Origin of the sequence: Streptococcus merionis DSM 19192 (assembly GCF_000380085.1) — a bacterium.
Classification (GTDB): domain Bacteria; phylum Bacillota; class Bacilli; order Lactobacillales; family Streptococcaceae; genus Streptococcus; species Streptococcus merionis.
This window is the reverse complement of record NZ_KB904538.1, coordinates 354,378-380,559: the sequence shown is the minus strand read 5'-3', so window position 1 is coordinate 380,559 and position 26,182 is coordinate 354,378. Positions and strand designations below refer to the sequence as shown.

General features: G+C 42.0%; 22 protein-coding genes, 1 tRNA gene and 1 pseudogene. 18 read left to right on the top strand and 6 right to left on the bottom strand.

Annotation, left to right across the window (positions count from 1 at the left end):
* Positions 1–43: 43 nt before the first annotated feature.
* The 3 genes and pseudogenes from A3I5_RS0101835 to rpsU all read left to right on the top strand — a co-directional run bounded on the left by A3I5_RS0101835 (position 44) and on the right by rpsU (position 779).
* A tRNA-Arg gene (locus A3I5_RS0101835) sits at positions 44–115 on the top strand.
* A gap of 57 nt (positions 116–172) precedes the next feature.
* Positions 173–519, top strand: a pseudogene (locus A3I5_RS11470) (DUF1304 domain-containing protein).
* Positions 520–602: 83 nt separating this feature from the next.
* Complete coding sequence (gene rpsU, locus A3I5_RS0101825) at positions 603–779, top strand: 30S ribosomal protein S21 (RefSeq protein WP_002884573.1); 177 nt, start codon at positions 603–605, stop codon at positions 777–779.
* Between the two features lie 220 nt (positions 780–999).
* Here rpsU and mscL read toward each other — a convergent pair whose 3' ends face one another.
* Positions 1,000–1,374: a large conductance mechanosensitive channel protein MscL gene (gene mscL, locus A3I5_RS0101820; protein WP_018372915.1), complete on the bottom strand. Its 375-nt coding sequence runs from the start codon at positions 1,372–1,374 to the stop codon at positions 1,000–1,002.
* Positions 1,375–1,566: 192 nt separating this feature from the next.
* On the opposite strand from mscL, the gene dnaG reads away from it, so the two are divergent.
* From dnaG to A3I5_RS0101790, 6 genes are all read left to right on the top strand, one after another.
* Entirely contained in the window at positions 1,567–3,348 is a 1,782-nt protein-coding gene (gene dnaG, locus A3I5_RS0101815; RefSeq protein WP_026216871.1) for a DNA primase, read from the top strand.
* A 3-nt stretch (positions 3,349–3,351) separates the two neighbouring features.
* Positions 3,352–4,470 carry an RNA polymerase sigma factor RpoD gene (gene rpoD, locus A3I5_RS0101810; protein ID WP_018372913.1) on the top strand — a complete coding sequence of 373 codons (1,119 nt, stop codon included), beginning with the start codon at positions 3,352–3,354 and terminating at the stop codon, positions 4,468–4,470.
* Positions 4,471–4,522: 52 nt separating this feature from the next.
* Positions 4,523–4,855 carry a metal-sulfur cluster assembly factor gene (locus tag A3I5_RS0101805; protein WP_018372912.1) on the top strand — a complete coding sequence of 111 codons (333 nt, stop codon included), beginning with the start codon at positions 4,523–4,525 and terminating at the stop codon, positions 4,853–4,855.
* Positions 4,856–4,974: 119 nt separating this feature from the next.
* Positions 4,975–5,883: a LysR family transcriptional regulator gene (locus A3I5_RS0101800; RefSeq protein WP_018372911.1), complete on the top strand. Its 909-nt coding sequence runs from the start codon at positions 4,975–4,977 to the stop codon at positions 5,881–5,883.
* The gene (gene lspA, locus A3I5_RS0101795; protein WP_018372910.1) at positions 5,880–6,344 is read left to right on the top strand and encodes a signal peptidase II; all 465 of its coding nucleotides are present in this window, start codon (positions 5,880–5,882) and stop codon (positions 6,342–6,344) included. Before A3I5_RS0101800 ends, lspA begins: the two co-directional genes overlap by 4 nt.
* Positions 6,328–7,224 carry an RluA family pseudouridine synthase gene (locus A3I5_RS0101790; protein ID WP_018372909.1) on the top strand — a complete coding sequence of 299 codons (897 nt, stop codon included), beginning with the start codon at positions 6,328–6,330 and terminating at the stop codon, positions 7,222–7,224. The genes lspA and A3I5_RS0101790 overlap by 17 nt, the downstream gene beginning before the upstream one ends.
* 262 nt (positions 7,225–7,486) lie before the next feature.
* Here A3I5_RS0101790 and A3I5_RS0101785 read toward each other — a convergent pair whose 3' ends face one another.
* From A3I5_RS0101785 to A3I5_RS0101775, 3 genes are all read right to left on the bottom strand, one after another.
* Complete coding sequence (locus A3I5_RS0101785; protein ID WP_018372908.1) at positions 7,487–8,167, bottom strand: hypothetical protein; 681 nt, start codon at positions 8,165–8,167, stop codon at positions 7,487–7,489.
* A 45-nt stretch (positions 8,168–8,212) separates the two neighbouring features.
* Positions 8,213–9,010, bottom strand: a complete 798-nt coding sequence (locus A3I5_RS0101780) for a DUF4037 domain-containing protein (protein WP_018372907.1) — start codon at positions 9,008–9,010, stop codon at positions 8,213–8,215.
* Between the two features lie 198 nt (positions 9,011–9,208).
* Complete coding sequence (locus A3I5_RS0101775; protein ID WP_018372906.1) at positions 9,209–11,404, bottom strand: LTA synthase family protein; 2,196 nt, start codon at positions 11,402–11,404, stop codon at positions 9,209–9,211.
* A gap of 133 nt (positions 11,405–11,537) precedes the next feature.
* On the opposite strand from A3I5_RS0101775, the gene A3I5_RS0101770 reads away from it, so the two are divergent.
* The 7 genes from A3I5_RS0101770 to A3I5_RS0101735 all read left to right on the top strand — a co-directional run bounded on the left by A3I5_RS0101770 (position 11,538) and on the right by A3I5_RS0101735 (position 18,666).
* Entirely contained in the window at positions 11,538–12,695 is a 1,158-nt protein-coding gene (locus A3I5_RS0101770) for a class I SAM-dependent rRNA methyltransferase (protein WP_018372905.1), read from the top strand.
* Between the two features lie 3 nt (positions 12,696–12,698).
* Entirely contained in the window at positions 12,699–13,376 is a 678-nt protein-coding gene (locus A3I5_RS0101765) for a type I 3-dehydroquinate dehydratase (RefSeq protein ID WP_018372904.1), read from the top strand.
* On the top strand, positions 13,366–14,229 hold the full coding sequence (locus A3I5_RS0101760; RefSeq protein ID WP_018372903.1) for a shikimate dehydrogenase: 864 nt from the start codon (positions 13,366–13,368) through the stop codon (positions 14,227–14,229). Before A3I5_RS0101765 ends, A3I5_RS0101760 begins: the two co-directional genes overlap by 11 nt.
* 407 nt (positions 14,230–14,636) lie before the next feature.
* The gene (gene aroB, locus A3I5_RS12540; RefSeq protein ID WP_018372902.1) at positions 14,637–15,701 is read left to right on the top strand and encodes a 3-dehydroquinate synthase; all 1,065 of its coding nucleotides are present in this window, start codon (positions 14,637–14,639) and stop codon (positions 15,699–15,701) included.
* Entirely contained in the window at positions 15,702–16,868 is a 1,167-nt protein-coding gene (gene aroC, locus A3I5_RS12535) for a chorismate synthase (RefSeq protein WP_018372901.1), read from the top strand. It begins immediately after the preceding gene.
* Position 16,869: 1 nt separating this feature from the next.
* Positions 16,870–17,973, top strand: a complete 1,104-nt coding sequence (locus A3I5_RS0101745; protein ID WP_018372900.1) for a prephenate dehydrogenase — start codon at positions 16,870–16,872, stop codon at positions 17,971–17,973.
* A gap of 354 nt (positions 17,974–18,327) precedes the next feature.
* Positions 18,328–18,666, top strand: coding sequence for a YlbF/YmcA family competence regulator (locus tag A3I5_RS0101735; RefSeq protein WP_018372898.1), 339 nt, complete (start codon positions 18,328–18,330; stop codon positions 18,664–18,666).
* 67 nt (positions 18,667–18,733) lie between these two features.
* Here the strand turns inward: A3I5_RS0101735 and A3I5_RS0101730 are convergent, their stop codons facing one another.
* Positions 18,734–20,218 (bottom strand): DUF1846 domain-containing protein, encoded by a 1,485-nt coding sequence (locus tag A3I5_RS0101730; RefSeq protein WP_018372897.1) that lies wholly within the window; start codon positions 20,216–20,218, stop codon positions 18,734–18,736.
* Between the two features lie 385 nt (positions 20,219–20,603).
* Positions 20,604–22,787 (bottom strand): cell surface ecto-5'-nucleotidase Nt5e, encoded by a 2,184-nt coding sequence (gene nt5e / locus A3I5_RS0101725; protein WP_018372896.1) that lies wholly within the window; start codon positions 22,785–22,787, stop codon positions 20,604–20,606.
* 361 nt (positions 22,788–23,148) lie between these two features.
* Between nt5e and A3I5_RS0101720 the strand changes: the two genes are divergently transcribed.
* A complete protein-coding gene (locus tag A3I5_RS0101720) occupies positions 23,149–24,225 on the top strand; it encodes an aspartate-semialdehyde dehydrogenase (protein ID WP_026216870.1) in 1,077 nt (358 codons plus the stop codon).
* Positions 24,226–24,711: 486 nt separating this feature from the next.
* Positions 24,712–26,181 carry an LCP family glycopolymer transferase CpsA gene (gene cpsA / locus A3I5_RS0101715; protein ID WP_018372893.1) on the top strand — a complete coding sequence of 490 codons (1,470 nt, stop codon included), beginning with the start codon at positions 24,712–24,714 and terminating at the stop codon, positions 26,179–26,181.
* Position 26,182 lies beyond the last annotated feature (1 nt).

The window sequence follows — 26,182 nt, the reverse complement described above, 5'->3', positions numbered from 1 at the left end:
TGTCTTGTCAAATGATATGAAATTTGATAGACTATAGTAGTTGCCACTCTTAGTGTAATGGATATCACGCAAGATTCCGGTTCTTGAAATGGGGGTTCGATTCCCTCAGAGTGGATACTATATTTTATAAGTTTTTCATTGTACAAAAGGAAATGGAGAAGTGACAGCCGTGATGCTTAAAATATTGGCTACACTTGTAGCAGTGGAATTTTTTACATCATGTATCTTGAAACGTTTGCGACGACATCACAAGCGACAGCGCGTGTCTTTAAGATGAGTCAAGAAGAGCTGGCTAATCCGACTGTTCAAACCCTTTTTAAGAATCAAGGTGTTTATAATGGCCTGATAGCAGTTTTAACGCTTCTAGCAGTGTTTGTTTTTCCAAGTATGATTTGGCTAAGGCTGCTGATGCTCTATATCCTCCTTGTAGCAACATATGGCGGAGTAACCAGTCAGCCGAGCATTATTTTCAAACAAGGCGGGTTAGCTTTTCTGACCTTAATTGTGTCTTTTTTATGAAAATGTTTTTATTCCTTGACAAATAATCAAAAGTCTAGTAACATAGAAAAGTAATATCTTTGAAATTGAAGGGAGTGAAAAGAATGTCAAAAACAGTCGTACGCAAGAATGAATCACTTGACGATGCCCTTCGTCGTTTCAAACGTTCTGTGACCAAAGCTGGTACGCTTCAAGAAGCGCGTAAACGTGAGCATTATGAAAAACCATCTGTGAAACGCAAACGCAAATCAGAAGCAGCACGCAAACGTAAGAAATTCTAATTTCTGAAATAAAACAGCCTTCGGGCTGTTTTTTGTGTCTCTTTGTCAAGTGTAGTGGGGTGAAAATTGTAAAGATGGCCTTTTATCTGGTGGAATTGATCCCATTACTCAAAAACAGTCCGACCCCTAGAATCAATGTAGTTCTCTTGTAACTACAGGTTTTTAGTGAAGTGTTCACTGTGACAAAGAAAAAAGCTTCCAAAAGAAGCCTCTTTCAATATTATTTGTTAGCTAAAAGATCACGGATCTCGGTAAGAAGCATTTCTTGAGTTGGTGCTTCAACTTCAACGACTTCTTCTTCAACTTTCTTAGGCATAGCTTTTTCAGCAGCTTTCACAATGAAAAAGAGTGATGTACCAATGATGAGGAAGTTAATGATAGCGCTCAAAAAGCTACCATATTTAACGCCATTCCATGCCAAATCAGCAATGTTTTCGACATTAGCAGCCTTTAAAGCTGGGTTAAGGATAAGTGGAGTGATGATGTCTTCCACTAGTGAAGTGATGATAGCACCAAAAGCGCCACCGATGATAACTGCCACAGCAAGGTCAAGAATGTTACCGCGGAATAAGAATGCTTTTAAATCTTTTAACATAGTGTTAAACTCCTTTTATTTTTTACTTCTCTAGTATATCTCAGTCTTAAGACCTAGTCAAGAGATATGAATTAAGGTGTTGAAAATTTCAAGCATTTTCAGCACAGATTTTCTGATTTACTTTCGATAGCAAAAATGATATGATGAATATGTTATACTGTGCTCAGAGTTTGCATCTAAGGAGGTGATGATATCGTGGATAAGGACTTGATCAATGAGATTAAGCGTCATGTCAATATCGTTGATGTCATCGGAGAAGTGGTTAGTCTGACCAAGACAGGTCGTAACTTTTTAGGTCTCTGCCCTTTTCATGGTGAGAAAACTCCTTCTTTTAACGTTGTTGAGGATAAGCAATTTTACCACTGTTTTGGTTGTGGTAAGTCTGGTGATGTCTTCAAATTTATCGAGGACTATCGTGACCTGTCTTTCTTAGACAGTGTCGCTGTTGTGGCTGAAAAGGCCGGTATCCAGATCGCTCAACCTCAACAAGCGGAGCGTCGTCAGGAAGTTAGCCCGCATCAACCGCTCTATGATATTCATAAGGCTGCTGCGGACTTTTACCATACGGTGTTGATGACGACAAAGCTAGGCGAGAAGGCTAGGCACTATCTCTACGAGCGTGGTCTTTCAGATGACATGATCAAGCATTTCCAAATCGGCTTGGCACCCAATGAGGCTAACTATCTCTACCAGGCCTTGTCTCAGCAGTTTGATGAACAGACCTTGCTTAACTCCGCCCTTTTTAACCCAAGTGAAAACCAGATGATCTATGATGCCTTTCAGAATCGGATCATGTTTCCTCTGGCGGATGAATATGGCAGAATCGTTGCTTTTTCTGGTCGGATTTGGACAGCAGAAGCTAGCGCCAATACCCAGCAAGCCAAGTACAAAAATAGTCGCGCTAGTCTAATTTTCAATAAGAGTTACGAACTCTACCATCTGGATCAGGCTAAGGCTTCTATCAAAAAACATCACGAAGTCTATATCATGGAAGGCTTTATGGATGTTGTTGCGGCCTATCGAGCTGGAGTGGAAAATGCGGTTGCCTCAATGGGAACTGCTTTAACACCAGAGCATGTCAAGCACCTGTCTCGCTTCACTCAAAAGGTCGTTCTGGTTTATGATGGTGATAAAGCAGGTCAGGCAGCAACAGCTAAGGCTTTGGAGGAATTACGAGACTTTGTCGTTGAGATTGTTCGTCTGCCGGACCAGATGGATCCAGATGAATTTATCATTAAAAATTCAGAAGAAGCTTTGGCAGAATTTCTGGCTAAGCAACGGCTGAGTCCTGTGGAATTTCTGCTTTATTATCTCAAACCAGACAATCTAGACAATTTACAGGCGCAGATTGCCTTTGTTGAGCAAATGGCTCCTGTTATTGCGCAGACGCCATCCATCACAGCTCAGAATACCTACATCCACAAATTGGCGGAGCTTTTGCCTGACTTTGACTATAATCAAGTAGAAGCAACAGTCAATCAAGTTAGAGTTCACCAGCGTCAAGAATTTGTGCAAGAAAGTAGACGTCCACAAGGCAAGCAGATCACGGAGATGCCCTTCTTGCGTCAAGTTAGCCCCTTGCAACGTGCGGAGAACCAACTCTTTAACCGTATGGTCCATCATGCCTATATCCTGAATGATTATCGGCAGAAGGAGGAATTTCAGTTTATTTCTCCTGAGTTGCAGACCCTTTATCAGTCCTTGTCACAGCAAGGCGAAATTACCTCAGTTGAGCTTAGTCAGATGGATGAGAGTGTTCAGCAGGCTTGGTACATGGCCATGGAAGAAGATTTACCTGAGGAAGTTGCGACTGATGAACTTTATCAAATCGAGCGAACCCGTCAGCGGGAGTTGCTCAAGCGCGACAATCGACAGACTGCCCAGCGCATTCGCGAGCAAGCCAATGCAGGTGATGAACTGGCTGCTTTAGAAGAGCTCAATCGGCTAATCGCCCTAAAAAGAAATATGGAGTAATATATGGCAACAAAAAAAGACACCAAAAAAGAAGTGACTACCTTTGACGTCCAAGTGGCCGAGTACATTCGTAGCCGCAAGCAGGATGGAAATGCTGTTGATGATGATATCAATGAAAAATTAGTTGTGCCTTTCGGGCTTGAAGCCGAAGCGATTGACGATCTCCTTCAACGGATACAGGACGCTGGGATTTCGATTATTGACAAGGAAGGTAACCCATCGGCTCGTGTGATGCAAAACGAAGAGGAAGTGCCGCTTTCAGACGAAGAATTGCTTGGTAGCAACTCTGCCAAGGTCAATGATCCTGTCCGCATGTATTTGAAAGAAATCGGTGTTGTCCCGCTTTTGACCAATGAAGAAGAGCAAGAGTTGGCTCTTTTGGTTGAAGCTGGTGATGTGGAAGCCAAGCAACGTCTGGCTGAAGCTAACTTGCGTTTGGTGGTGTCTATCGCTAAGCGCTATGTGGGGCGTGGTATGCAGTTTCTGGATTTGATTCAGGAAGGCAACATGGGGCTTATGAAGGCTGTCGATAAGTTTGACTACTCTAAAGGATTTAAGTTCTCTACTTACGCTACTTGGTGGATTCGTCAGGCAATTACGCGTGCTATTGCTGATCAGGCGCGTACCATTCGCATTCCTGTGCATATGGTTGAAACGATTAATAAATTGGTTCGTGAACAGCGGAATCTCTTGCAAGAATTGGGACAAGATCCAACGCCTGAACAAATCGCTGAGCGAATGGATATGACCCCTGACAAGGTTCGTGAAATTCTCAAGATTGCTCAGGAGCCCGTTTCGCTTGAAACGCCAATCGGTGAAGAAGATGACAGTCATTTGGGTGATTTCATCGAGGATGAAGTTATTGAAAGCCCAGAAGAGTACACCACTCGTATCGTCTTACGTGAGCAGTTGGATGAAGTCCTTGATACACTGACAGACCGTGAGGAAAATGTCTTGCGCCTACGTTTCGGTCTTGATGATGGCAAAATGCGCACTTTGGAAGATGTTGGCAAGGTCTTTAATGTGACTCGTGAGCGAATCCGTCAGATTGAAGCGAAAGCTCTTCGCAAACTCCGCCATCCAAGCCGTAGTAAACCTCTTAGAGATTTTATTGAGGATTAAGGGCAAGTCAGAAATCAGGACTTTTGGAAAATGCAGATCAGAAAGGAATGAGATGACAGAAAAGATTTACACACCAGAAGAAGTAGAAGAGATTAAGCAAAAAATCTTCGAAGCCTTGGAGCTGGTGATTGACCCAGAACTTGGCATTGACATCATCAACCTTGGCTTGGTCTATGAAATCCGCTTTGACCAAGGAAAGACGGAGATTGATATGACCTTGACGACTATGGGCTGCCCCTTAGCGGATCTTCTGACAGATCAGATCTATGATGTGGTTGCTCAAGTTCCTGAAGTGACGGACTTAGATGTGCGCTTGGTTTGGTCTCCTGCTTGGACAGTTGATAAAATGAGTCGCTACGCCCGTATTGCTTTGGGCGTTCGCTGATAAACACACTGACAGTTAGGGTTGCTCTAGAGTGACTTTAGCTGTTATTTTTTGCTCATCAAAGGTTAGCGGCTGATTTAAATTTCTGGTATAATAAGGAAACAAGCAGAGGACGTTTTATGAATATTCAACAATTACGATATGTTGTTGCGATTGCCAACAATGGAACATTTCGAGAAGCAGCTGAAAAAATGTACGTTAGTCAACCAAGTCTTTCCATATCGGTTCGTGATTTGGAAGAGGAATTAGGGTTTAAGATCTTTAATCGGACTAGCTCTGGCACTGTTTTGACTCAAAGAGGGATGATCTTTTACGAAAAAGCAGTCGAGATGGTTAAACAGTTTGACATTTTTGAAAATCAATACCTGCAAACGGACGATGACGAAGAAGAGTTTTCGATTTCTAGTCAGCATTATGATTTTTTACCACCGTTGATGGTAGAATTTTCAGAAGTTTATCCAGAGTATTCTCATTTCAGAATTTTTGAATCAACAACTGTTCAAATTTTGAATGAAGTTGCTCAGGGACTTAGCGAGCTTGGGATCATCTATCTTAATAAAACAAATGTCAAAGGGATTACCCAAAAGTTAAACAAATTGGAGCTTGAAATCGTTGATTTGATTGATTTTCAAACCCATATCTACCTGAGGAAAGGGCATCCATTAGCTCAAAAAGAATGGATTGATTTGGAAGATCTTAAAGGATTACCGATGGTACGTTTTGCGCAAGAAAAGGAAGAGTATCTCTATTATTCTGAGAATTTCTTTGATACCAGCGATGCCAGTGAAACCTTTAACGTGACGGATCGCGCGACTTTAAACGGCATTTTAGAACGGACAGATGCTTTTGCAACAGGTTCTGGCTTTTTAGACAGTGAAAGTGTGCACGGGATTACGGTTATTCCTGTTCAAGATGGGCAAGAGAATCGTATGGTTTATGTCAAGCGTAGAGATCAGGAGCTGTCGCCTGTCGCTGAAAAATTTGTTGCAGTCATGCAAGAGTATTTCGATAAAAAGAGGAAGAGATGAAAAAGAAAATCCTTGTCTTGGTAATTATACTGATGATCGCTCTGGATCAGTGGGTCAAATACTACACGGTCAAGCATATTGGTTTGGGTGAGACACAGAGCTTTATTCCAAATGTTTTGAGCTTGACTTATCTTAAAAATTACGGTGCTGCTTTTTCTATTTTGCAAAATCAACAATGGTTTTTCTTTCTGGTCACTCTGGTAATCATGACCATGGCCATCAGGTATTTGTGGCGAAACAGTGATGAAAGCCTCTTGCTGGTGTCTAGTCTAGTCTTGATTATTGCTGGTGGTCTAGGAAATTTTGTGGATCGTTTGCGTCTTGGTTATGTGGTTGATATGTTTCAGACAGAATTTATGGACTTTGCAATTTTTAATGTGGCAGACAGCTATCTGACCGTTGGTGTGGTGTTGATATTTATCTATATTTTGAAAGAGGAGTTTAATGGAAGTAGTCATTAAAAACGCCAACATACGCCTAGATAAGGCTTTGGCTGATGAGACAGCTTTGTCCCGAACGATGGCCAATGAGCAGATTAAGGCTGGTAAGGTTTTGGTTAATGGCCAAGCTAAAAAAGCTAAATACATGGTTCAAGAAGGCGATGTGATCAGTTATGAAGCTGTAGCAGAAGAAATTCTTGATTATATGCCTGAGAATATTTTACTTGACATCATCTACCAAGATGAAGATGTGGCTGTGGTCAATAAACCCCAAGGGATGGTCGTTCATCCTTCGGCTGGCCATGCCAGCGGGACCTTGGTTAATGCTCTTCTTTATCATGTTAAAGACTTGTCTGCGATCAACGGGGTCGTGCGTCCTGGTATTGTGCACCGTATCGACAAAGACACCTCAGGCCTTCTTATGATTGCTAAGAACGACCAAGCACACATTGCACTAGCAGAAGAATTAAAGGCACAGAAATCCTTACGTAAATACCTAGCTATCGTTCATGGGAACTTGCCAAATGATCGTGGTGTGATTGAAGCACCAATCGGTCGTTCTGAAAAAGACCGTAAGAAGCAAGCGGTGACTGCCAAAGGCAAGCCAGCTGTCACACGGTTTCAGGTTTTAGAGCGCTTTGGTGACTATACCTTAGTTGAGGTTTCTCTTGAGACAGGACGAACCCACCAGATTCGTGTCCACATGGCTTATATCGGTCATCCTGTAGCAGGCGATACCGTCTATGGCCCTAAAAAATCCTTGTCTGGAAATGGGCAATTTTTACATGCTCAAACCCTTGGCTTTACTCATCCAAGGACAGGAGAGCTGATGACCTTTACAGCACCTGTACCAGAAGTTTTTGAAAAGACCTTGGCAACTTTGAGACAGCATAATCAGTAGAATCAAAAGGGGAGTGGAACAGCTCCAATTAACAAAAGAAGAACTCACTAAAATAAAAACGCACTAAGTAAATCCCAAAGTTGAAAAGTTTTACTCGCAAAGCTAGGCTATAATTCTAAGAAGATACTCTACATAATCAGGTTTCAGTATATTGATAGAAAGCAAAAAACGGCAATTTGCCGTTTTTTCTTTTTTGCAAAATGTGTAAACTTAAATTATTTTAACTACTGAGTGTTATGCTTCTATTACCTTATGATTCATATTATCCAATCAGCCAGCTTCCGGTTAACCAAAACAAAACTAAGTCTATTGAAAAAACAGCGGCAATCAAAATAAAAATACCAGTTAAAACATTTCCTAAATTTTTCTTGTTTTTTTCATAAAAAGTATTAAACCTATTTATGAAAAACTCATGCTTATTAAGTAAAATAGTACCAACCAAAATAAAGAGGGGTGCTTGACTAACTAAAGTCCAAACAGCGCTAAAAATAAATTCCCAAAATATATTTTGTTGTCTACTAGACAAAGCAAGAACAGCTAAAAAAGTCGGGTCAGTAACTGCTGTGAAAACCATAAAAGCTATAGCTCCATACATACCTTTGTTACTTTTAGTGTTTTCAGGCTCTCCTTCATCTTTATTAGTTACTAATCTACGATAGGCTAAATAGCTAAATACAATGACAATAGCTACCCCAATCCAAACCCAAGCTGTATCGGGTAAATTATCGAAGATACTTGATAATTCTACTAAAGTTGAGCCAAGAACGCGTGATAGAGCAATGCCGAGTAGTGTTGTTCCTAAAAAAACTCCCAGTCCAAATATAATTGCTCTAGACTTAGAAAGTCCAACAGTCATAAACGATACCAAAATCATCATCCCAACAGGGTCAATACCAGCAATACCGAGTCCTAAAACAGTCAATAAATTGGCTAACAATTTCATTCTCCTTTATTTTTAAACTAATAAAATCTTATAAAATTCATCTTTTTAACGAATATTTTTATCAATGACCTCTCTAAGGTTTGAAATAATGCCATTAAGACAGTCTTCAACAGCTATCTCTCTATTTTGTGAGTTTATACTACATAATTTTAAAATATTGGTTTCAAAGTCTTTAGGGAGGATGTTTGCCTGCTCTTTAGCGTATGAGATCATCCTCTTTTCGCCGGGATGAGTCAGTTCATTAAGTGCAAATATAATATCAAAATAAGATTCCAAAAAAGCAGATACGCGATGATTAACACTCACGAAATCCTGCCTAGTGACGGCTTTTATAATTTGTCTATCATACGACGGTAATTTACCAGTTAGTAAGTTAAAGTTTCTCGAAATAATATTTTTTTTGAGCATTTCAGGATAAGGCACATCGAATCGTTCTTGCAGTTTCTTAAGTTTGTTTTGGGGGTCAAATAGTATTTTTGAAGGCATTAGGTTATGCCAGAAACAAGTTGTGTAACCATTTCCAGCAATAAACTTTTCGACGACGATTGCCACACCATTTTCGAAATCTTTCATTGAGCGGTAAAGAATATCAATATCTATCCCATCGTTTAGTGTACAGTCGTCTTCTGTTTCCCAGTATTGATTATTTATTTCAAAATAACGAAAGTGTCTTTCTATGATGTTTTGACGGTCTTCAATTGGAGGAATCGAAGAACAATAGATATATAGATCATAGTCAGAAGAGTGATCGTGATTTGTACCCGATCGTGAACCACCAAGAGCAATTACCTCCACTGGTGATAACTTAGTAAAATCACTACAAAGTTGTGAAAAGCTATCCATAGTTGTATTTCCTTTTCTAGGTATATTGCATTGATCCGATTTGAGAAGAGTAGCCGTGCGTCAAACTGTTCAAACTATAAAGAAAACGAGACTGAGTGCTTTTGCTCCCAGTCTCTGTAAGTTATTGATCTTCTACTGGCAAGTAGCTAATCTGCTCAAAAAACTTTCTATTCCCTTAAAATTTATTTTCTCAGAGCACTACTCAGTCGTCGGTACCGTTGTGCTAGAGGCTGTTGTTTCTTCTGAGCTTGAGGTGCTAGTAGTTGTTTGAGGTTCAAATTGTTCTGGGTGTAGTGCTCGGTAACTTGGTGAATTAAATAAGTCAACCGTGGACTTGTTGCCATTTTTCGTATAGATGCTGGTTGAAGCATCGCCCAATTCTTTTTCTCGTGCAAGTTCTTGTTTTAAAGAATTAAGATAAGAGATTTCCGAAATGTCAATCTTTTTCAATCCGCTTCCTTTGTAGAACCGCAACAAGTCACCTGTCTGTATGGCATCGGAGATTTTGAGCTGTAAAGCAGCAGTATCACGAGCGAGTTGAAGAGCAGCAGTTGTGCTTTCATCGGGAACGGTAATCTCCTCACCAGTTTCGGTGTAGTAATTTCGGCCACCGTAACTGGTATAGGTTGGCGTGATGAAATAACCAGAGGTCCGCAAGGCAACCACTTGGTTGTGGTCGGGAGAGAGGATATCTTGTCCGACCTGGAGATACTTACTAGAATCAATTCCGAGAAGGTGCAGCAAGGTAGGCAGGGCATCCACTTGGCCTGAATAGGTGTCAATAATTTTTCCCTTAGTCATTCCAGGGATGACGACCATGTAAGGCACGCGTTGGAGCATGGCATTATCATAGCCAGACCAGGTCTCTGAATTTTTCCCAAGAAGTGGTGCCAAATCAGGGTTTCGCGAGTTAGAGATCCCATAATGATCACCGTAAAGCACAATGATAGAATTTTCGTACACACCGGTTGCTTTCAGGTAATCAAAGAAAGCTTTGACAGCAGAATCTAGATAATTAGCTGTGGCAAAGTAACCGTTGATGGTTTCGTCTTCTGTTTTGGCTAGTGGAAAGCCGACTTCATCGCCAACCAAGCTCGTTGTGTAAGGGTAGTGGTTGGAAACCGTGATAAACTTCGTGTAGAAAGGTTGTTGCAAATGTTCTAAGTATTCGATTGAATCCTTAAACATGATTTTATCATTGAGTCCGTATTGGAAAGAATTTTCCTCGGTTTGTTTTGAGAAGTAAGAGGCGTCGAAGAAATAGTCATAGCCCCACTGTTTATACGTTTGGTTGCGATTCCAGAAACTGCCAGCATTACCGTGAAAAACCGCGCTACTATAGCCTTCAAGTTGCGATAGGATATTAGGCGCTGCTGCTTGCGTGTTGGTACCGCCATAGGTCACCATAAAGGAACCTTGGGAAAGACCGAAAAGGCCAGTGTCTAGAAGCGTTTCAGAATCCGATGTTTTTCCTGCCTTAACTTGGTTGAAAAAATTGGAAAAGGCCAGTGTTTCATTGGAATGATAAAGAGAATTTAGAAACGGAGTGACTTCATAGGATTGCCCGTCGCTTTCTAAACGGTAGTCGATCAAGAACTGCTGGAAGCTTTCCAAGTGCATATAGATAACGTTTCGCCCCTTGGCGATGCCGTAATACTCACTGTTGGGTTTAGCGTAATTTTCAGACACATAAGCCTCGACAGGAATTAGGTCTTCTTCAGTTGCACCGGCTCTGTCCTGACTAGCGCTATAGGTTTGATTGGCACTGTAAACCAAGAAAGCATTCGGGCCGAGAGCTCTGACAATGTAGGTATTTGAAAAGCCACGGCTTAATAGTTCAGGGCGATCGATCTCTGCTAAGAAGAGATTGACAGAAAACATCATAACTGATAAGGCAGTTACCGCAAAACTTGAGCGTTTGTCAAATGGTCTCTGGTCAAAGCTAATTTTCTTCTTAAACATCAAGTAACCAAAAAGGAAAAAATCAAAGAAGAACACCAGATCAATAAAACGAAACAGTTTAAGAGCAGCTTCACCTAAACCAGCAGAGACACTAGATGAGGCCAGCATTGTATTGACCGTTATAAAATCACTAAACTCCCTGTAATAAATAACATTTGAAAATAACCAAGCAAAGACAAGTATGTACAACAGCCAAGATGTAATGTAGAAGGCTTTTGTATTTTTGATGTAAAGTGCTAATCCGATGAAAAAAAGGGAGGTAGCAACTGGATTAATAAAGGCTAAAACATGCTGATAGACTCCTCCAAGGTCCAAATCAAAGACAAAGAAGTAGGCTAAGAGTGTCTTAAACCAAATCAAAAAAACGAGGGTCAGTACTAATCCGAATCGGGTACTGACAAATCTGTTTAGATTTTTAAAAAAAGTATTCACTTACTAAAATCCTTATCATGTGTGTAGGCTAAAACGTTTAAAATCTTATCTAAAATTATAACATATTTTGAAAAATAGGCTAAGATTGACCTATGCTTTGAGAAAAGAAGGAGAATTTGGTATACTTTTTAATATGGAGAAAATAAGCTTAAATCAGTCTGCCGAGCAAAAAGTTTTAAAAGGGATTAATCTGATTGAAAAAGGGGATTTACCCGACAATAATTTGGACAATATCTGGGTTGAGTTTCAAGGGTCTAGGGGGCAATTTTTAGCTAAAGGCTATCTTTCAGCTCAAAACAAAGGGGCTGGCTGGGTAATTACTCGTCAGCAAGAAGAACTTGATTTAGCTTTTTTCGTAACTTTATTTCAAATGGCTTGGAATAAACGTCAGGCCTACCATGAATCAAAGCTGATCACTGCTTATCGTATTTTTAATCAAGATGGTGATGGTTTTGGTGGGCTTACAATTGATTTTTATGATGGCTATTCAGTCTTTTCATGGTATAATGAATTTATATACAGTCAAAGAGCGGTCATCATAGAGGCTTTTCAAAAGGCACTTCCTCAGATCAAGGGTGGTTATGAAAAAATCCGGTTCAAAGGACTTGATTATGAAAGTCAGCACTTATTTGGTCAGGAAGCGCCAGAAACCTTTACTGTCTTAGAAAATGGTGTTTGCTATCAGGTGTTTTTGAACGATGGTCTCATGACAGGGATTTTTTTGGATCAACATGAGGTGAGAGGAAGCTTAGTTGATGGCTTGGCAGCTGGTCAATCAGTGCTCAATCTGTTTTCCTACACAGCAGCTTTTTCGGTAGCTGCGGCAATGGGTGGAGCGGCTGAGACGACGTCAGTTGATCTGGCCAAACGCAGTCGAGAGCTTTCCCAAGCTCACTTTGAAGCTAATCATCTAGAGCTGGATCATCATCGTTTTGTTGTTATGGATGTCTTTGACTACTTCAAGTATGCTAAGCGACATGACCTGAGTTATGATGTCATTATCCTTGATCCACCGAGTTTTGCTCGAAACAAGAAGAAAACTTTCTCGGTCGCAAAAGATTATCACAATTTGATTGCTCAAAGTTTGGAGATTTTGAACCCTAATGGCATTCTGATTGCCTCTACTAATGCGGCTAATCTGACCATCTCCAAATTTAAAGAACAAATTGAAAAAGGATTTGGCAGTCAGGCGCATAATTATGTGCAGACCTATCGCTTGCCTGCTGATTTTCAAATCAATAAAAAAGATGAAAGTAGTAATTACTTAAAGGTGTTTACTATTGGGATTTAAACTATGCAAATTGTTGTATCAATCATACCAACTTCGCTTGAAGAAGTTGAACAGTTAGACCTTTCTCGCTATGAACAAGCTGATTTGATTGAGTGGCGAGCAGACTATTTGCCAAAAGAGGAGATTCTTCATGTGGCTCCAGCGGTTTTTGAAAAATTTGTTGGTCGCGAAGTGATTTTTACGCTAAGAACAGTGGCAGAAGGTGGTCATATTGAATTGGATGGGCAAGAGTATGTTGATTTTCTAAAGGAAATCAATCAGATTTATAGTCCGGATTATATTGATTTCGAGTACTTTTCTTATCGACATGTCTTTGACCAAATGCTTGAGTTTCCAAATCTAGTCTTAAGTTATCATAACTTTGAAAATACGCCTGAGAATTTGATGGAAATCATGTCAGAGATGACCTCCTTAGCTCCTAAAATGGTCAAGTTAGCTGTGACACCTAAGCGTGAACAAGATGTTTTGGATCTCATGAATTTTACCCGTGGTTTTAAAGGCTTGAATCCTGAGCAAAATTTCGCAACTATGTCTATGGGGAAATTGGGAAGAATCACTCGCTTTTCTTCGCTATTAACGGGGTCTTCGTGGACGTTTGCCTGTGTGGATGAACCATCCGCGCCAGGCCAAGTAGACCTCAAAGATATGGTCAAAATCAGAGACATTTTAAATGAAGATTGATGGTTACACGCGACTGGCTGCAGTTGTTGCACGGCCCATAAGGCATAGTTTGTCACCGATGATCCACAATGCTGCGTTTGAAGCCACGGCTGTGAACGGAGTTTATGTTGCTTGGGATATTGCAGAGACCGATTTGCAAGCGACACTTGAAAATGTTCGTCGCTATGACATGTTTGGGATCAACTTGTCTATGCCCTATAAATCAGCTGTTATTCCCTACTTAGATGAATTGAGTCCTGAAGCAGCCCTGATTGGCGCAGTCAATACAGTTGTCAATTCTGGTGGTAAACTCATCGGTCATAATACCGATGGTCAGGGATTTTTGGTTAGCCTAGGTGAGTATTCAGTGGCTGGGCAGGAAATGGCTATTATCGGTGCAGGTGGAGCAGGCCTAGCTATTATCGCTCAGGCAGCTCTTAACGGTGCGCGTGCGATCCATGTCTTTAGCCGCCAACAATCTGTGACCAAAGTAAGCCGAAGCCTAGAGCCAATTGTGGCTCAGACTGGTGTTGAGCTGACAGTGACCGCTTTGAATGAGTCAGAAGAGCTCCAAAGGCTACTGAAGCAGTCTTCACTCTTGGTAAATAGTTCCAGTCTTGGTATGGATGGACATAGTTATCCCTTGCCTGCTGAGGTTCAATTGCCTGCCAATCTCTTAGTGGCTGATATCATTTACCATCCTTTCGAAACGCCGCTCTTAAAGCGTGCAAAGTCTGAAGGGTTGCCTACTATCAATGGCTTGGGAATGCTACTTCATCAAGCAGCTCTGGCCTTTGAACTCTGGACTGGTAAAGCGATGCCAGTTGATTTGATCTGGCCACAGCTAGAAGAAGTGGTCAAAACCAGAACCTAGGGAGATGCTTCCTAGGGTCTTTCCGTATTATGCTATGAGATAATGATGAATACGCGTCAAAATCAAATGTTAAAATAAAATTGTTCAGAAGCGAAAAAGGTTTCAGAGTTCAGGCTTTTCTAACGCCTGAGAGAGCTGATCGTAACAGCAATTTGAAAACTGAGAACGATCAATTATGAAAGGAAAATAGCTTTTTAACGAGTTTCCGAGCAAGTCAAGTATTACCTCTCTTGCTGAAATATAAGATATGAGAGTGTGAAAAGCCTTAAAGATATCTGTATTCGTAAGCGAGCAAAATTCGCAACTAGAGTTTAGGGCGTATTCCGCTCGTGAGATTTTGATTTTTAGAGAGTATAAATCAATCATTGTGTTGGAAATCTATGTTTGGTAAAACCCAAGGAGTTGTTATGAAAGTATCAGTAAATCTACCTCATCATCCTTATGATATTGTGATTGAAAAAGGCAGCATTGCTAAAGCAGGACAGTGGGCTGCCAATTTATGGAAGCCTCAAAAGGTAGTCATCATCACAGACAATCGTGTCAAGGGGCTCTATGCCCAGAAGGTGCAGGCTAGCTTTGAAGAATCAGGGTTTGAGGTGGCTGTTTTTGACTTTCCAGAAGGGGAAGCGCAGAAGAATTTAGTGACGGTTCATCAAGTTTATGAATTCTTGGTCAAGGCAGGTATGACTCGCTCAGATGGGATCGTTGCCTTAGGTGGCGGTGTTGTCGGGGATTTGGCTGGTTTTGTAGCTTCGACCTACATGAGGGGGATTCATTTCTTGCAAATCGCGACCAGCTTAACTGCCCAAGTGGATTCTTCGATTGGCGGTAAGACAGGTGTGAATACTCCTTTTGCGAAAAATATGGTCGGCACTTTTGCCCAGCCAGACGGTGTCCTGATTGATCCAGAAGTCCTTTCGACGCTAGGGCGTCGTGAACTAATCGAAGGGATGGGAGAGGTGATCAAGTATGGTTTGATTGCGGATAAGCAACTCTGGCACTTGTTAGAGAGCATGTCTGGTGTGGAAGATATTTTGCCTAATGCTGAACAGATCATTTACCATTCCTGTCAAGTTAAGCGTCAGCATGTGGTTGAAGATGAGCTGGATAATGGCATTCGTCTTTACCTCAATTTTGGCCATACGATTGGTCATGCGATTGAGCAGACTGCTGGTTATGGTAAGATCATGCATGGTGAGGCTGTGGCCATCGGCATGGTGCAGATTTCCCGTGTGGCTGAGAAAAAAGGCCTCATGCCTGTCGGAATAACAGATCAAATCATTGCCATGTGTCAAAAGTTTGGCTTGCCAACAGATTATGAACCTTGGGAAATAGACGCACTCTACAATGCGCTAGTACATGACAAGAAAGCCCGTGGTAGTAAGATTAAGACCGTTATCGTACCAGAACTTGGTCGTGCTAGGCTGAATGCGATTGACCTTGAAGAGATGAAAGAGTATTTGGAGAAATAGATGAGATATTTAACAGCGGGAGAGTCACACGGACCGCGTTTGACTGCGATTATTGAAGGTGTACCAGCTGGACTTCCTCTGACTGCAGAGGACATAAACCTTGAGCTCAAACGTCGTCAGGGGGGCTATGGGCGCGGTGGGCGCATGAAAATCGAGAGCGATCAGGTCGAAATCACATCAGGTGTCCGCCATGGACTGACTATGGGAGGCCCGATTACCCTAAATGTGACCAATAAGGATCATGAAAAATGGTTAGACATCATGTCTGTGGCCGATATTGAGGACAAGCTCAAGACTAAGCGAAAAATCACAAAGCCGCGTCCAGGTCACGCAGACTTGGTTGGTGGCATCAAGTACCGCTTTTCAGATTTGCGCAATTCCCTAGAGAGATCTTCAGCGCGTGAGACAACCATGCGCGTGGCAGTTGGTGCTGTTGCCAAGCGCCTTTTGGAAGAAATTGGTGTTGAGCTGGCTAGCCATATTGTCACCTTCGGAGGGATTGACGTTGAAGTGCCAGATGGCTTGACCGTTCGTCAAATCAAGGATTTGGCAGCGAAGTCTGAGGTTTCTATCGTTAACCAGGAGCGTGAGGAGGAAATCAAGGCCTACATCGATCAGATTAAGAAAGAAGGAGACACCATCGGTGGGGTCATCGAATGTGTGGTCGGTGGTGTACCTGTCGGCCTTGGATCCTTTGTCCAGTGGGATAAGAAGCTAGATGCCAAACTGGCTCAGGGTGTTGTTTCCATCAATGCCTTTAAAGGTGTTGAGTTTGGCGTCGGCTTCAAAGCGGGGCAGCTTAGAGGAAGCCAGGTCATGGATGAAATCCTCTGGTCTGAGCAAGATGGCTACACTCGCAGAACCAATAACCTCGGTGGTTTTGAAGGTGGCATGACTAACGGTGAACCATTGGTTATTCGTGGGGTTATGAAGCCGATTCCAACCCTCTATAAACCGCTCATGAGTGTTGATATTGCGACACATGAGCCTTATAAGGCAACAGTAGAGCGTTCTGATCCAACGGCTGTTCCAGCAGCAGCAGTTGTCATGGAATCAGTCGTAGCGACTATTATCGCAACGGAAGTGCTTGACAAGTTCTCGTCTGACAACCTAGAAGAGTTAAAAGCGGCAGTTCAAGCCCACGCAACTTATGTGAAAGAGTTTTAACATGACCAAAACTGTTTATATTGCAGGTTTAGGCTTAATTGGTGGTTCCATTGCTCTGGGCATCAAGCGTGACCATCCCGATTACCAGATTCTCGGTTATAATCGTGGAGAAAAATCCCGTCGTGTGGCTATGGAACGTGGCATGGTGGATGAGGTGACAGATGACTTTGCAGCTTTTGTATCTCAGGCTGATGTTATTATCTTAGCTGTTCCTATCAAGCAAACACTTGATTTTATGGAGCAACTGGCTCAACTCCCGTTAAAGCCAGATGTCTTGATAACTGATGCAGGATCGACTAAGTTAGCTATTGTTGAAAAGGCTGAGGAAGTTTTTGCTAACAAGGCTATTCGCTTTGTTGGCAGTCATCCCATGGCAGGTAGTCACAAATCTGGAGCGCATGCCGCTGATGTTAATCTGTTTGAGAATGCTTATTATATTCTTACGCCATCCAGATTGACAAACTCCGAAACCATTTCGGAGTTGGAGGACCTCCTTTCGGGTCTCCATGTGCGTTTTACTCAAATGGATGCGGCTGAGCATGATCAGGTGACTGGACAGGTTAGTCATTTTCCTCATGTCTTGGCGTCAAGTCTTATGCTTCAGGCGGGTGATTACCGTGATAGTCATGCCATGACCCAGCACTTAGCAGCTGGTGGTTTTCGCGATATGACACGGATTGCAGAGTCTGAGCCTGGCATGTGGACCAGCATTTTGGCGACCAATAAGGAACCAATACTGGAGCGAATCTCAGATTTCAAAAAACGCTTGGATCAGATCGCAGACCTCATTGCTACGAACAACCAAGAGGCTATCTGGGATTTTTTTGACCAAGGTCGTCAAATCCGTAAGGAAATGGAAATTCACAAGCGAGGTGGTGTAGATAGCTTCTTTGATCTCTATGTCAATATTCCTGACGAGGAGGATGAAATCCTTAAAATCATGGAATTATTACGTGGAACTTCTCTGATGAACTTGAGGATTAACGAAGAAAACCGTGAGGACATTCATGGAATCCTCCAGATTACGTTCAAAACTCAGGCTGATCAGCTCCGTTCTAAAGAAATCATCGAAAAAGCAACGGATTATCAGGTTTTTATAGATTGACTCGTGTTTATACTCTATAAAAATAACATCTAACGAAGGAAAAAAGAAACACAGTCTAAAAAGTCAGATAAAATTCAAAAATTTTCCAGAGTGTTTGCACTTGTCGTCAATTTTTTCATTTTCTACGCTTTTCCTAACGGACTTTGTATCTTAACAACTGAACACGGGCTAAAAAAGCTAAATGGAGTTTGGTATGGTTAGGGCCGTAGCCGTCTGGATTTCCTTCGATTTCATCTGTGGAAATCCTAGTCGTCTTGGCCGGGGTACGTCAACGTCATCGAAGATGACTGACTTACCGCCATTTTCCAACGCATTTCTAAACGCCCTTTGTATCTTAATAAAGGAGAGAAAATAATGCAAGAAAACATTTATGATTTGGCCAATGGCCTTGAGCGCGCTTTGCGTCAATTACCAGAATATAAGGCAGTCGCAGACGCGAAAGCTCAGATTGACGCAGATCAGGCAGCGAGCGATTTATTCAAAGAATACACGGCCTTTCAAGGTGAATTACAAGGCTTGATGCAAACAGGTCAAGCTCCAAGTCAAGACTTGCAAGAACGCATGCAGGCTATGAGTGCGCAATTACAAGAAAATCCTGTTGTGGCGGAATATTTTACCAAGCAACAGCAACTATCTGTCTATTTAGCAGACATCGAGCGCATTATCTTTAGCCCTTTACAGGACCTGCTCTAATCAAAAGTCTTAAAAAAGCCAAACCTTCAATGACAAGGTTTGGCTTTTTAGGTCTAAGATTATAATGTTAAACGTCGTAGTAGAGGCTCTCTGTGGCAAACTGAGGCTCGCTTGTAACCATGATACCAAGATCACGGAAAATTTCCTCATCTGCCTTTGGCAGGATAGCACTGCTGTGAGCTTGAAGGTTACGAAGTTTTTCAACTTGAAGGAGGGCTGCCTCAGCAGAAGGATTTGTCACTGCTGAGATACTTAGGGCAATCAAGGCTTCTTTGCAGTCCAAGATCTTACTAGTATTCTTGAGCTTATCGTGGTTGAGCTTGTTAATGGTATCTAAGATCACCGGTGGCATAAGGTGAAGATCCTCTCCGATATTAGCCATTTCTTTGAGGGCATTGAGGAGGCAGGCCGCAGCAGAAGTCATGGTGCTACTCCGCTTACCAGTAACGAGACGTCCATCGGACAGTTGGATCGAAACGACAGGTACCTTGATTTCGCGACTACGATCATTAGCTGCGGCAACGACAGGACGGTCTTTTGGACTGAGACCCATTTCATCCATGATAAGCTTGCCACGCTGGGCTGCTTCAAGGCTTGTGGTTCCTTTTTTGTAGTCACACTGCAAGGCATAGTAGCGACGAATAATCTCTTGTTTAGCCGCTTCTTGAACAACTGCGTCGTCAATAATAGCAGAGCCAACTCGGTTAACTCCCATGTCAGTCGGAGAGTAGTAAGGGATATCAGAACCGTTGATTTTGGTCAAAATCCGACGAAGGAGAGGGAAAGCTTCAATGTCACGATTGTAGTTAATCGTAGATACACCATATTTTTCCAAATGGTAAGGATCAACCAAGTTAATATCTTCAAGATCGGCAGTGGCTGATTCGTAGGCCACATTGACAGGGTGTTTGAGTGGCAGATCCCAGACTGGGAAGGTTTCAAACTTGGCATAGCCTGCTTTGCGACCGCGCTGCACCTCGTGATAGAGCTGGTTAAGGCAGGTCGCCAGTTTACCGCTATTGGCTCCAGGAGCAGTCACAATGACAAGCGGTTTGGTAGTCTCGATATATGCATTTTTGCCATAGCCATTTTCACTGACAATAGTGTCAACGTCAAAGGGATAGCCCTCAGTATGGCCGTGGGTGTAGACCTTGATACCATGACGTTCCAGTTTGGTCTTAAATTGACTAGCAGCAGGCTGACCAGAAAAACGAGTAATCAATACACTGTTGATTTGCAAATCCCAGTAGCGCAGATCATCAATCATTCGCAGGAGGTCACGATCATAGGTAATACCTAGGTCACCACGGACTTTGTTGGATTCTAAGTCACCTGCGTAAATACAGATAATGATTTCTGCTTGATCGCGCAATTTGTGGAGAAGTTTGACCTTACCATCAGGATCAAACCCAGGTAACACTCGCATAGCGTGGAAATCACCAATCAATTTGCCACCAAATTCCAAGTAAAGCTTATCGTGGGCGGTCACACGCTCCATGATGAACCGACTTTGTTCCTCGAGATATTTCTCGCTATCAAATCCTTTTTTCATTTGAGCCTTCCTTTCTTCATAAAGAAATAGTTTACTCTTTTTTAATCAAAATATCCAGTAAAAAATGAAATCTTTGAAAAATTGATCTGGGATCACGATTATTGATTTTCTTGGAAAAGAGCAGGTCAACTAAGACCTTAACAATAGTGATAACGGCAGAAAAAAACTACGGTCAAGTGAGAATGAGACGCTAAATAAGAAAAGGGAACGGGCATTTTGACCAACGAAGAACCCGCACTCACAGCAACGCTTTCATTTAAGGAGGGGGTCCGACAATCACCGTTCATTTTTACAAAATACAGTCAGTATTCTTTCAAAAAACGTCAATGATCGAAAAATGCTCTCCTGAATCAAAGTATCTTACTTGTGAACACAGGTTCTAAGATTAATCTTTTTTAGCTTTTACGAAACCAAGGCCAGACAAGATAGTCAACCCTAGAAGGGAGATAAAGGATGTTGTGCTGCCTGTATTTGGCAAAGTCTTAGCTGAAGACGAGCTTAGTTTAGTGTTGCTGACTTCTTTGTGACCATAACTTTGCCCTGCGGCATCATATCGTGGCAGGTTCATATTGATTGTTTTTGAGCTGCTTGTGTTCTTCTCAGCTTGAGATGGAGGAACTGTTTCTGGTTTAGGCTTAGGTTGTGGCTTAGGAGCAGCGGGATTGTCTTTGACAAACGGATCTCTGCCCTTATTAAGTTCATCGATATTTGACATACCGTCACCATCGCTATCAGCTTCAGGTGTCAATGGAATCACGCGTTCATTGCTATTAATAGCTGCGTATTTGCTGAGATCCTTGGTCTTAACAAGATAATCAGCGAAAACTTCGTCCATGGAAGGCCCCTCTTCACGAGCGCCACCCAACATATCATAGCCATCTCCACCAGCAGCGACAAAGTCATTGGTTGCAAGGTAGTAAGTCTTGTCAAGGTCCAAAGCATCGTAGCCGCCAGTCTCTCGATTGCGGATTTCAATTTTCAGAACGCGGTTATTTGCCTCGGCAAGTGGGTTATAGTAAACTTTAGCACCAGACACTTGGAGATAGAAACCAGCAGCACCAAAGAGTGGTTGGCCATTTTTATCTGTTATATAACTACCATCTTCATTCTTTTGGAGAGCGGAGCTCAGAGATCTTTCAAACATTGCTCGAATCTGGCTACCTTTGACCTCGATTTGAGAAATAATGTTACCAAATGGTAGAACGGCGATAATGTCTCCTTTGGTGATAGGCTTGCCAGCAGCGATCGTTTCACGAATACCACCACCGTTGGTGACGGCGAGATCAGATGGTTTGCTGAAACCAGTTTGACCGTAGTCATAAAGCGCATCGGTAATGATGTTACCGGAGTTGGTTTCACGCACACGCACGTTTTCACGTTGGCCATTAAGTTCAACCGTATTGTTTTCTATGATGACTTTAGCATTTTCAGCATCAAACTTAGCTTTAGACTCTGCCACGATAGCAGCAACTTTTTCGTTTGGTGTAATCGATTTTGCATCATTAGCAGAAATAAAGCTAGGCGTTACCACACTATCTTTAATGGTAATTTTACCGATGTTATTAAGGTAGCTTCCTGTTTGGCTGTAAGTCACATTGCTTCCAAAAGTGGCAGAATGCACTGTATGGGAATGGCCATCGATGACGATAACTTTTTTACCAGTCAACAATTCAAACTCTGAAAGAGCTTTAGCGAGTGTGTCACCACGCCACTCAACAGGTGTGCTCTCATCAATACCCAAGTGAGCTAGAATGATATAGTTGTTGTAGGATTTACCTTCAGCGCGGGCGTTGCTTTCCACTTGCTCGATAACTTTTTTTACTTCAGAGATAGGGTCAGCGAAGACAACATTTGTCACATTTCTAGGGTGCGTCTTAGTAGATGTTTCCGGTGTTGTGACACCGATAACAACAAATTCATCTCCAGACACATCTGGTGTCTTGTCAATAATCGTTGACGCTTCAAAAAGTCGCACATTATCAACATAAGTGTTGGCTGAAAGAATTGGAAACTTAAGAAGTTCTTTATAGGCTTTAGCTTGTTCGAGACTAAAGTCAAACTCATGGTTACCGACAGCCATGGCGTCATAACCAATCGCATTCATCGCCTTGGCAAGCTCAGCACCCTTGCTGGCGTTAGAAATCGGTAGCCCTTGGAAAGCATCTCCAGCATCAAGCACGAGTGTCTTTTGGTCTGTTTTTGCTTTTTCCTCTTCGACAACTGTGGCTAATTTAGCCATCCCGATGACACCGCGCTCTTCCAGCATGCGCCCATGTATATCGTTCGTATGCAGAATAGTTGTTGTATCACTGGCTGATGCCTCAGCAGGAGCGGTATTCTTGTTCGAAGTCTCAGATGCTGGTTCTGAGTTTTTAATACTCTCACCTGAGTTAGCAGTTGCTTCAACATCGGAGGTTGTTTCAGTGGGTGTTGAGGTAACTGGGCTGACACCTGAGCTTGGCTCAGCTGGTGTTGAAGTGTTAGCAGAAACTGTTGCCTGCCCCTGACTTAGCATAAAAGTTGAAAGTAAGAGAGCTGACGTTGTAACAATCGCAGGTTTCTTTTTCATAGGAACTCCTTTATTTCCTTAAATTGTGATAAGCCCATTATACCAAATATCGGATGAAATGGTTTTGAAAACGCTGTAAAAAAATCGTAAAATTGAAAAAGGCGAATAATGTTTAGACAGTTTAGGGAAAACTATTAGAATCAGCAGACACAAGTCAAGGCCCTTCGTTCAGGAGAGTTTTTTTCGATTGTCTAACCAGTGTTTGAGAGTAAGACAGACAGCTATGATGACTTTGCTCCCACCTCAAAATCTATAACCGCTAAAGATGGTGTATAAAATTTATTCAGAATACTTTAAAAATTCATTTAAAAAAGGTATAATGACCCTATTATATTATTTTGAAAACAAGTTGAGGTATGATATGGGATACACCGTTGCATTAGTCGGCGCGACAGGCGCTGTGGGAACACGCATGATCCAGATGTTGGAAGAGTCAAGCCTTCCTATTGATCAGGTGCGTTTTTTGGCGTCAGCCCGCTCGGCTGGTAAAACACTTCTTTTCAAAGGGCAAGAAATCTCTATTGAAGAAACAACTGAAAATGCCTTTGAAGGTGTTGACATTGCCCTCTTTTCAGCTGGCGGATCAACCTCTGCTAAGTATGCGCCTTATGCGGTCAAGGCAGGTGCGGTTGTGGTTGATAACACCTCTTTTTTCCGTATGAACAAGGATGTGCCTCTTGTGGTGCCAGAGGTGAATAGTCACGCGCTTGAAAAACACAAAGGGATCATCGCCTGCCCGAATTGCTCAACCATCCAGATGATGGTGGCCTTGGAGCCTATCCGTGAAAAATGGGGCTTGGAGCGCATTATCGTGTCAACCTACCAAGCGGTATCAGGTGCTGGACAGTCAGCCATCAATGAAACGGAAAACCAATATCGCCAAATTTTAAATGAAGGTGTTGCTCCTAAAGATACGACTGCGAATATCTTGCCATCAGGTGGCGATAAGAAACACTACCCGATCGCTTTCAACGCTCTTCCACAGATTGATGTCTTCACAGACAACGACTATACCTACGAAGAGATGAAGATGACCAATGAAACCAAGAAAATCATGGAAGACGACAGCATTGCTGTCTCTGCAACCTGCGTGCGAATACCAGTTCTCTCTGGTCACTCTGAGTCCGTCTACATTGAGACCCAAAAAGTGGCACCAATTGATGAAGTCAGAGCAGCAATAGCAAGCTTCCCAGGAGCTGTCTTAGAAGATGATGTATCAACACAAACCTATCCACAAGCGATCAATGCAGTTGGCAGCCGCGACACCTTTATTGGCCGTATTCGTAAAGACTTAGATGCTGAAAAAGGCATTCACATGTGGGTGGTTTCAGACAATCTCTTGAAAGGAGCTGCTTGGAACTCCGTTCAAATCGCAGAAGAACTGCATGCGCGTGGGCTGGTTCGTCCAACCAAAGACCTTGTATTTGACTTAAAATAAGCCAGTTTTGCAAGAGTAGAGTAAGAATGGAAAAAATGACATCACACGAAACTATTAGACTTACTCGGAAACCAGTAAATGTTTCAGAAGTCAGACTTATCTATCATCCAAGAGAGTCGGTTGTAACAGCAATTTGAAATTTTAGAATGACAATTAACGAATCTCCGAACAAATCTATTATCAAAGTCATAGTAACATAGGTGAGAAATGCGTTTGTGAACCCATGATGTTCTGAAGGGGATTCAGGCGGCAAGAATGCATGAAAAATCATCACTTTATCTAATACTATTTTCCTTTTTCTCTGTTAATCACTATGTTTAAATGAAAATTGCTCTAGTCTTGGTAGATGGTTGAGAGTAATCAAATGATACTAACCTTAAAGAAAGTTTCATGCGTTTGGTGTTTTACCCTGGAAAAATCCTTGACATATCAGGGATATAAGAGTAAAATGGTTCTGATATACACATTGAAGAATTGGAGTAGTGCATGACAGGGCGTTCCAGACATAGAAGAGGAAAAAATAAGTTTGAAAATGTGAATTGGTTAAATCTTTTTCTATTCCTCATCTTTACTACAACTGCTATAGCCTTTTTATATGTCGGCTATCAACATGGTTTTTTGGTCGTGAAGGGGATTTCTTTAGCTATTCCCCTTATTCTTTTGTTACTATTTATAACTTTTTTCCTATTAATTAAATTCCGAAAAGCAAGTCTCTTGACAGGAATATTTCTAACTGTAGCATCAGTTCTCCTTGGGTTTGGTCTTTATGCCCAAAAGACAGTAGTTGATGTCTCTGGTAAGCTCAACAAGTCTGCGACTTTCTCGGAAACTGTAATGAGTATTGTCGTTCCTGCGGATAGTGACATTAATGATATCGCTCAAGTGTCCTCAGCTTTTACAGCTAAGGATAGTGATGCTAGAAACATTGAAGTTTTACTAGCTCAGCTCAAGGCAGATAAAAATCTCGACCTTGAAAGTCAAGATGTAGCCTCTTATCAGGAAGCCTATGAAAAACTGTTGGCTGGTGAAGGACAAGCTATGGTGTTAAACAGCGCCTACGGTGACTTGTTAGAGACAGTTCACTCAGGCTATGCTGAAAAATTAAAAACCTTGTACAGTTACACCATCAAAAAAGATGTTAAGACGGGCCAGTCTGAAAAAACTATCTCAGCAAGTGACAGTTTTAATATCTATATCAGTGGGATTGATACTTATGGTCCGATTAGTTCAGTTTCGCGATCAGATGTTAACATCATCATGACAGTCAATCGTAGTACGAATCAAATCCTTTTGACAACGACCCCGCGTGATTCCTATGTGCGGATTGCTGGTGGTGGGAATAATCAGTACGACAAGCTGACTCATTCTGGTGTGTATGGGATCGAATCCTCTATCCAAACACTGGAAAATCTATATGATATTGACATCAGCTACTATGCACGTATCAATTTTACATCTTTCCTAAACCTGATTGATGCTTTAGGTGGTATCGAAGTCTATAATGACCAAGAATTTACCAGTCTACATGGGAATTATCATTTCCCAGTTGGCAATGTAAAACTGAATTCTGAACAGGCCTTAGGCTTTGTACGAGAACGTTATAGTCTTGCGGATGGTGATCGTGATCGTGGCCGCAATCACAATAAGGTTATTGCAGCGATCATTAATAAGTTAACATCTGTAAATGCTCTGGCAAGCTATACCAGCATCATTGACAGTGTAGGAACGTCTGTTCAGACGGACATGCCATTAAGCGTCATGCTAGCACTAGCAAACGATCAGTTAGCAAGCGGTAAACGCTACTCTATCGTTTCTCAATCCTTGGAGGGAACAGGATCAGTTGGACAATTGCCATCCTATGCCATGCCAAATGCTAGTCTATACATGATGTCTGTAGATGAAACCAGCTTGAATACAATCAAGACAGCTATTCATAAGACCTTAGAAGGGAATTAGG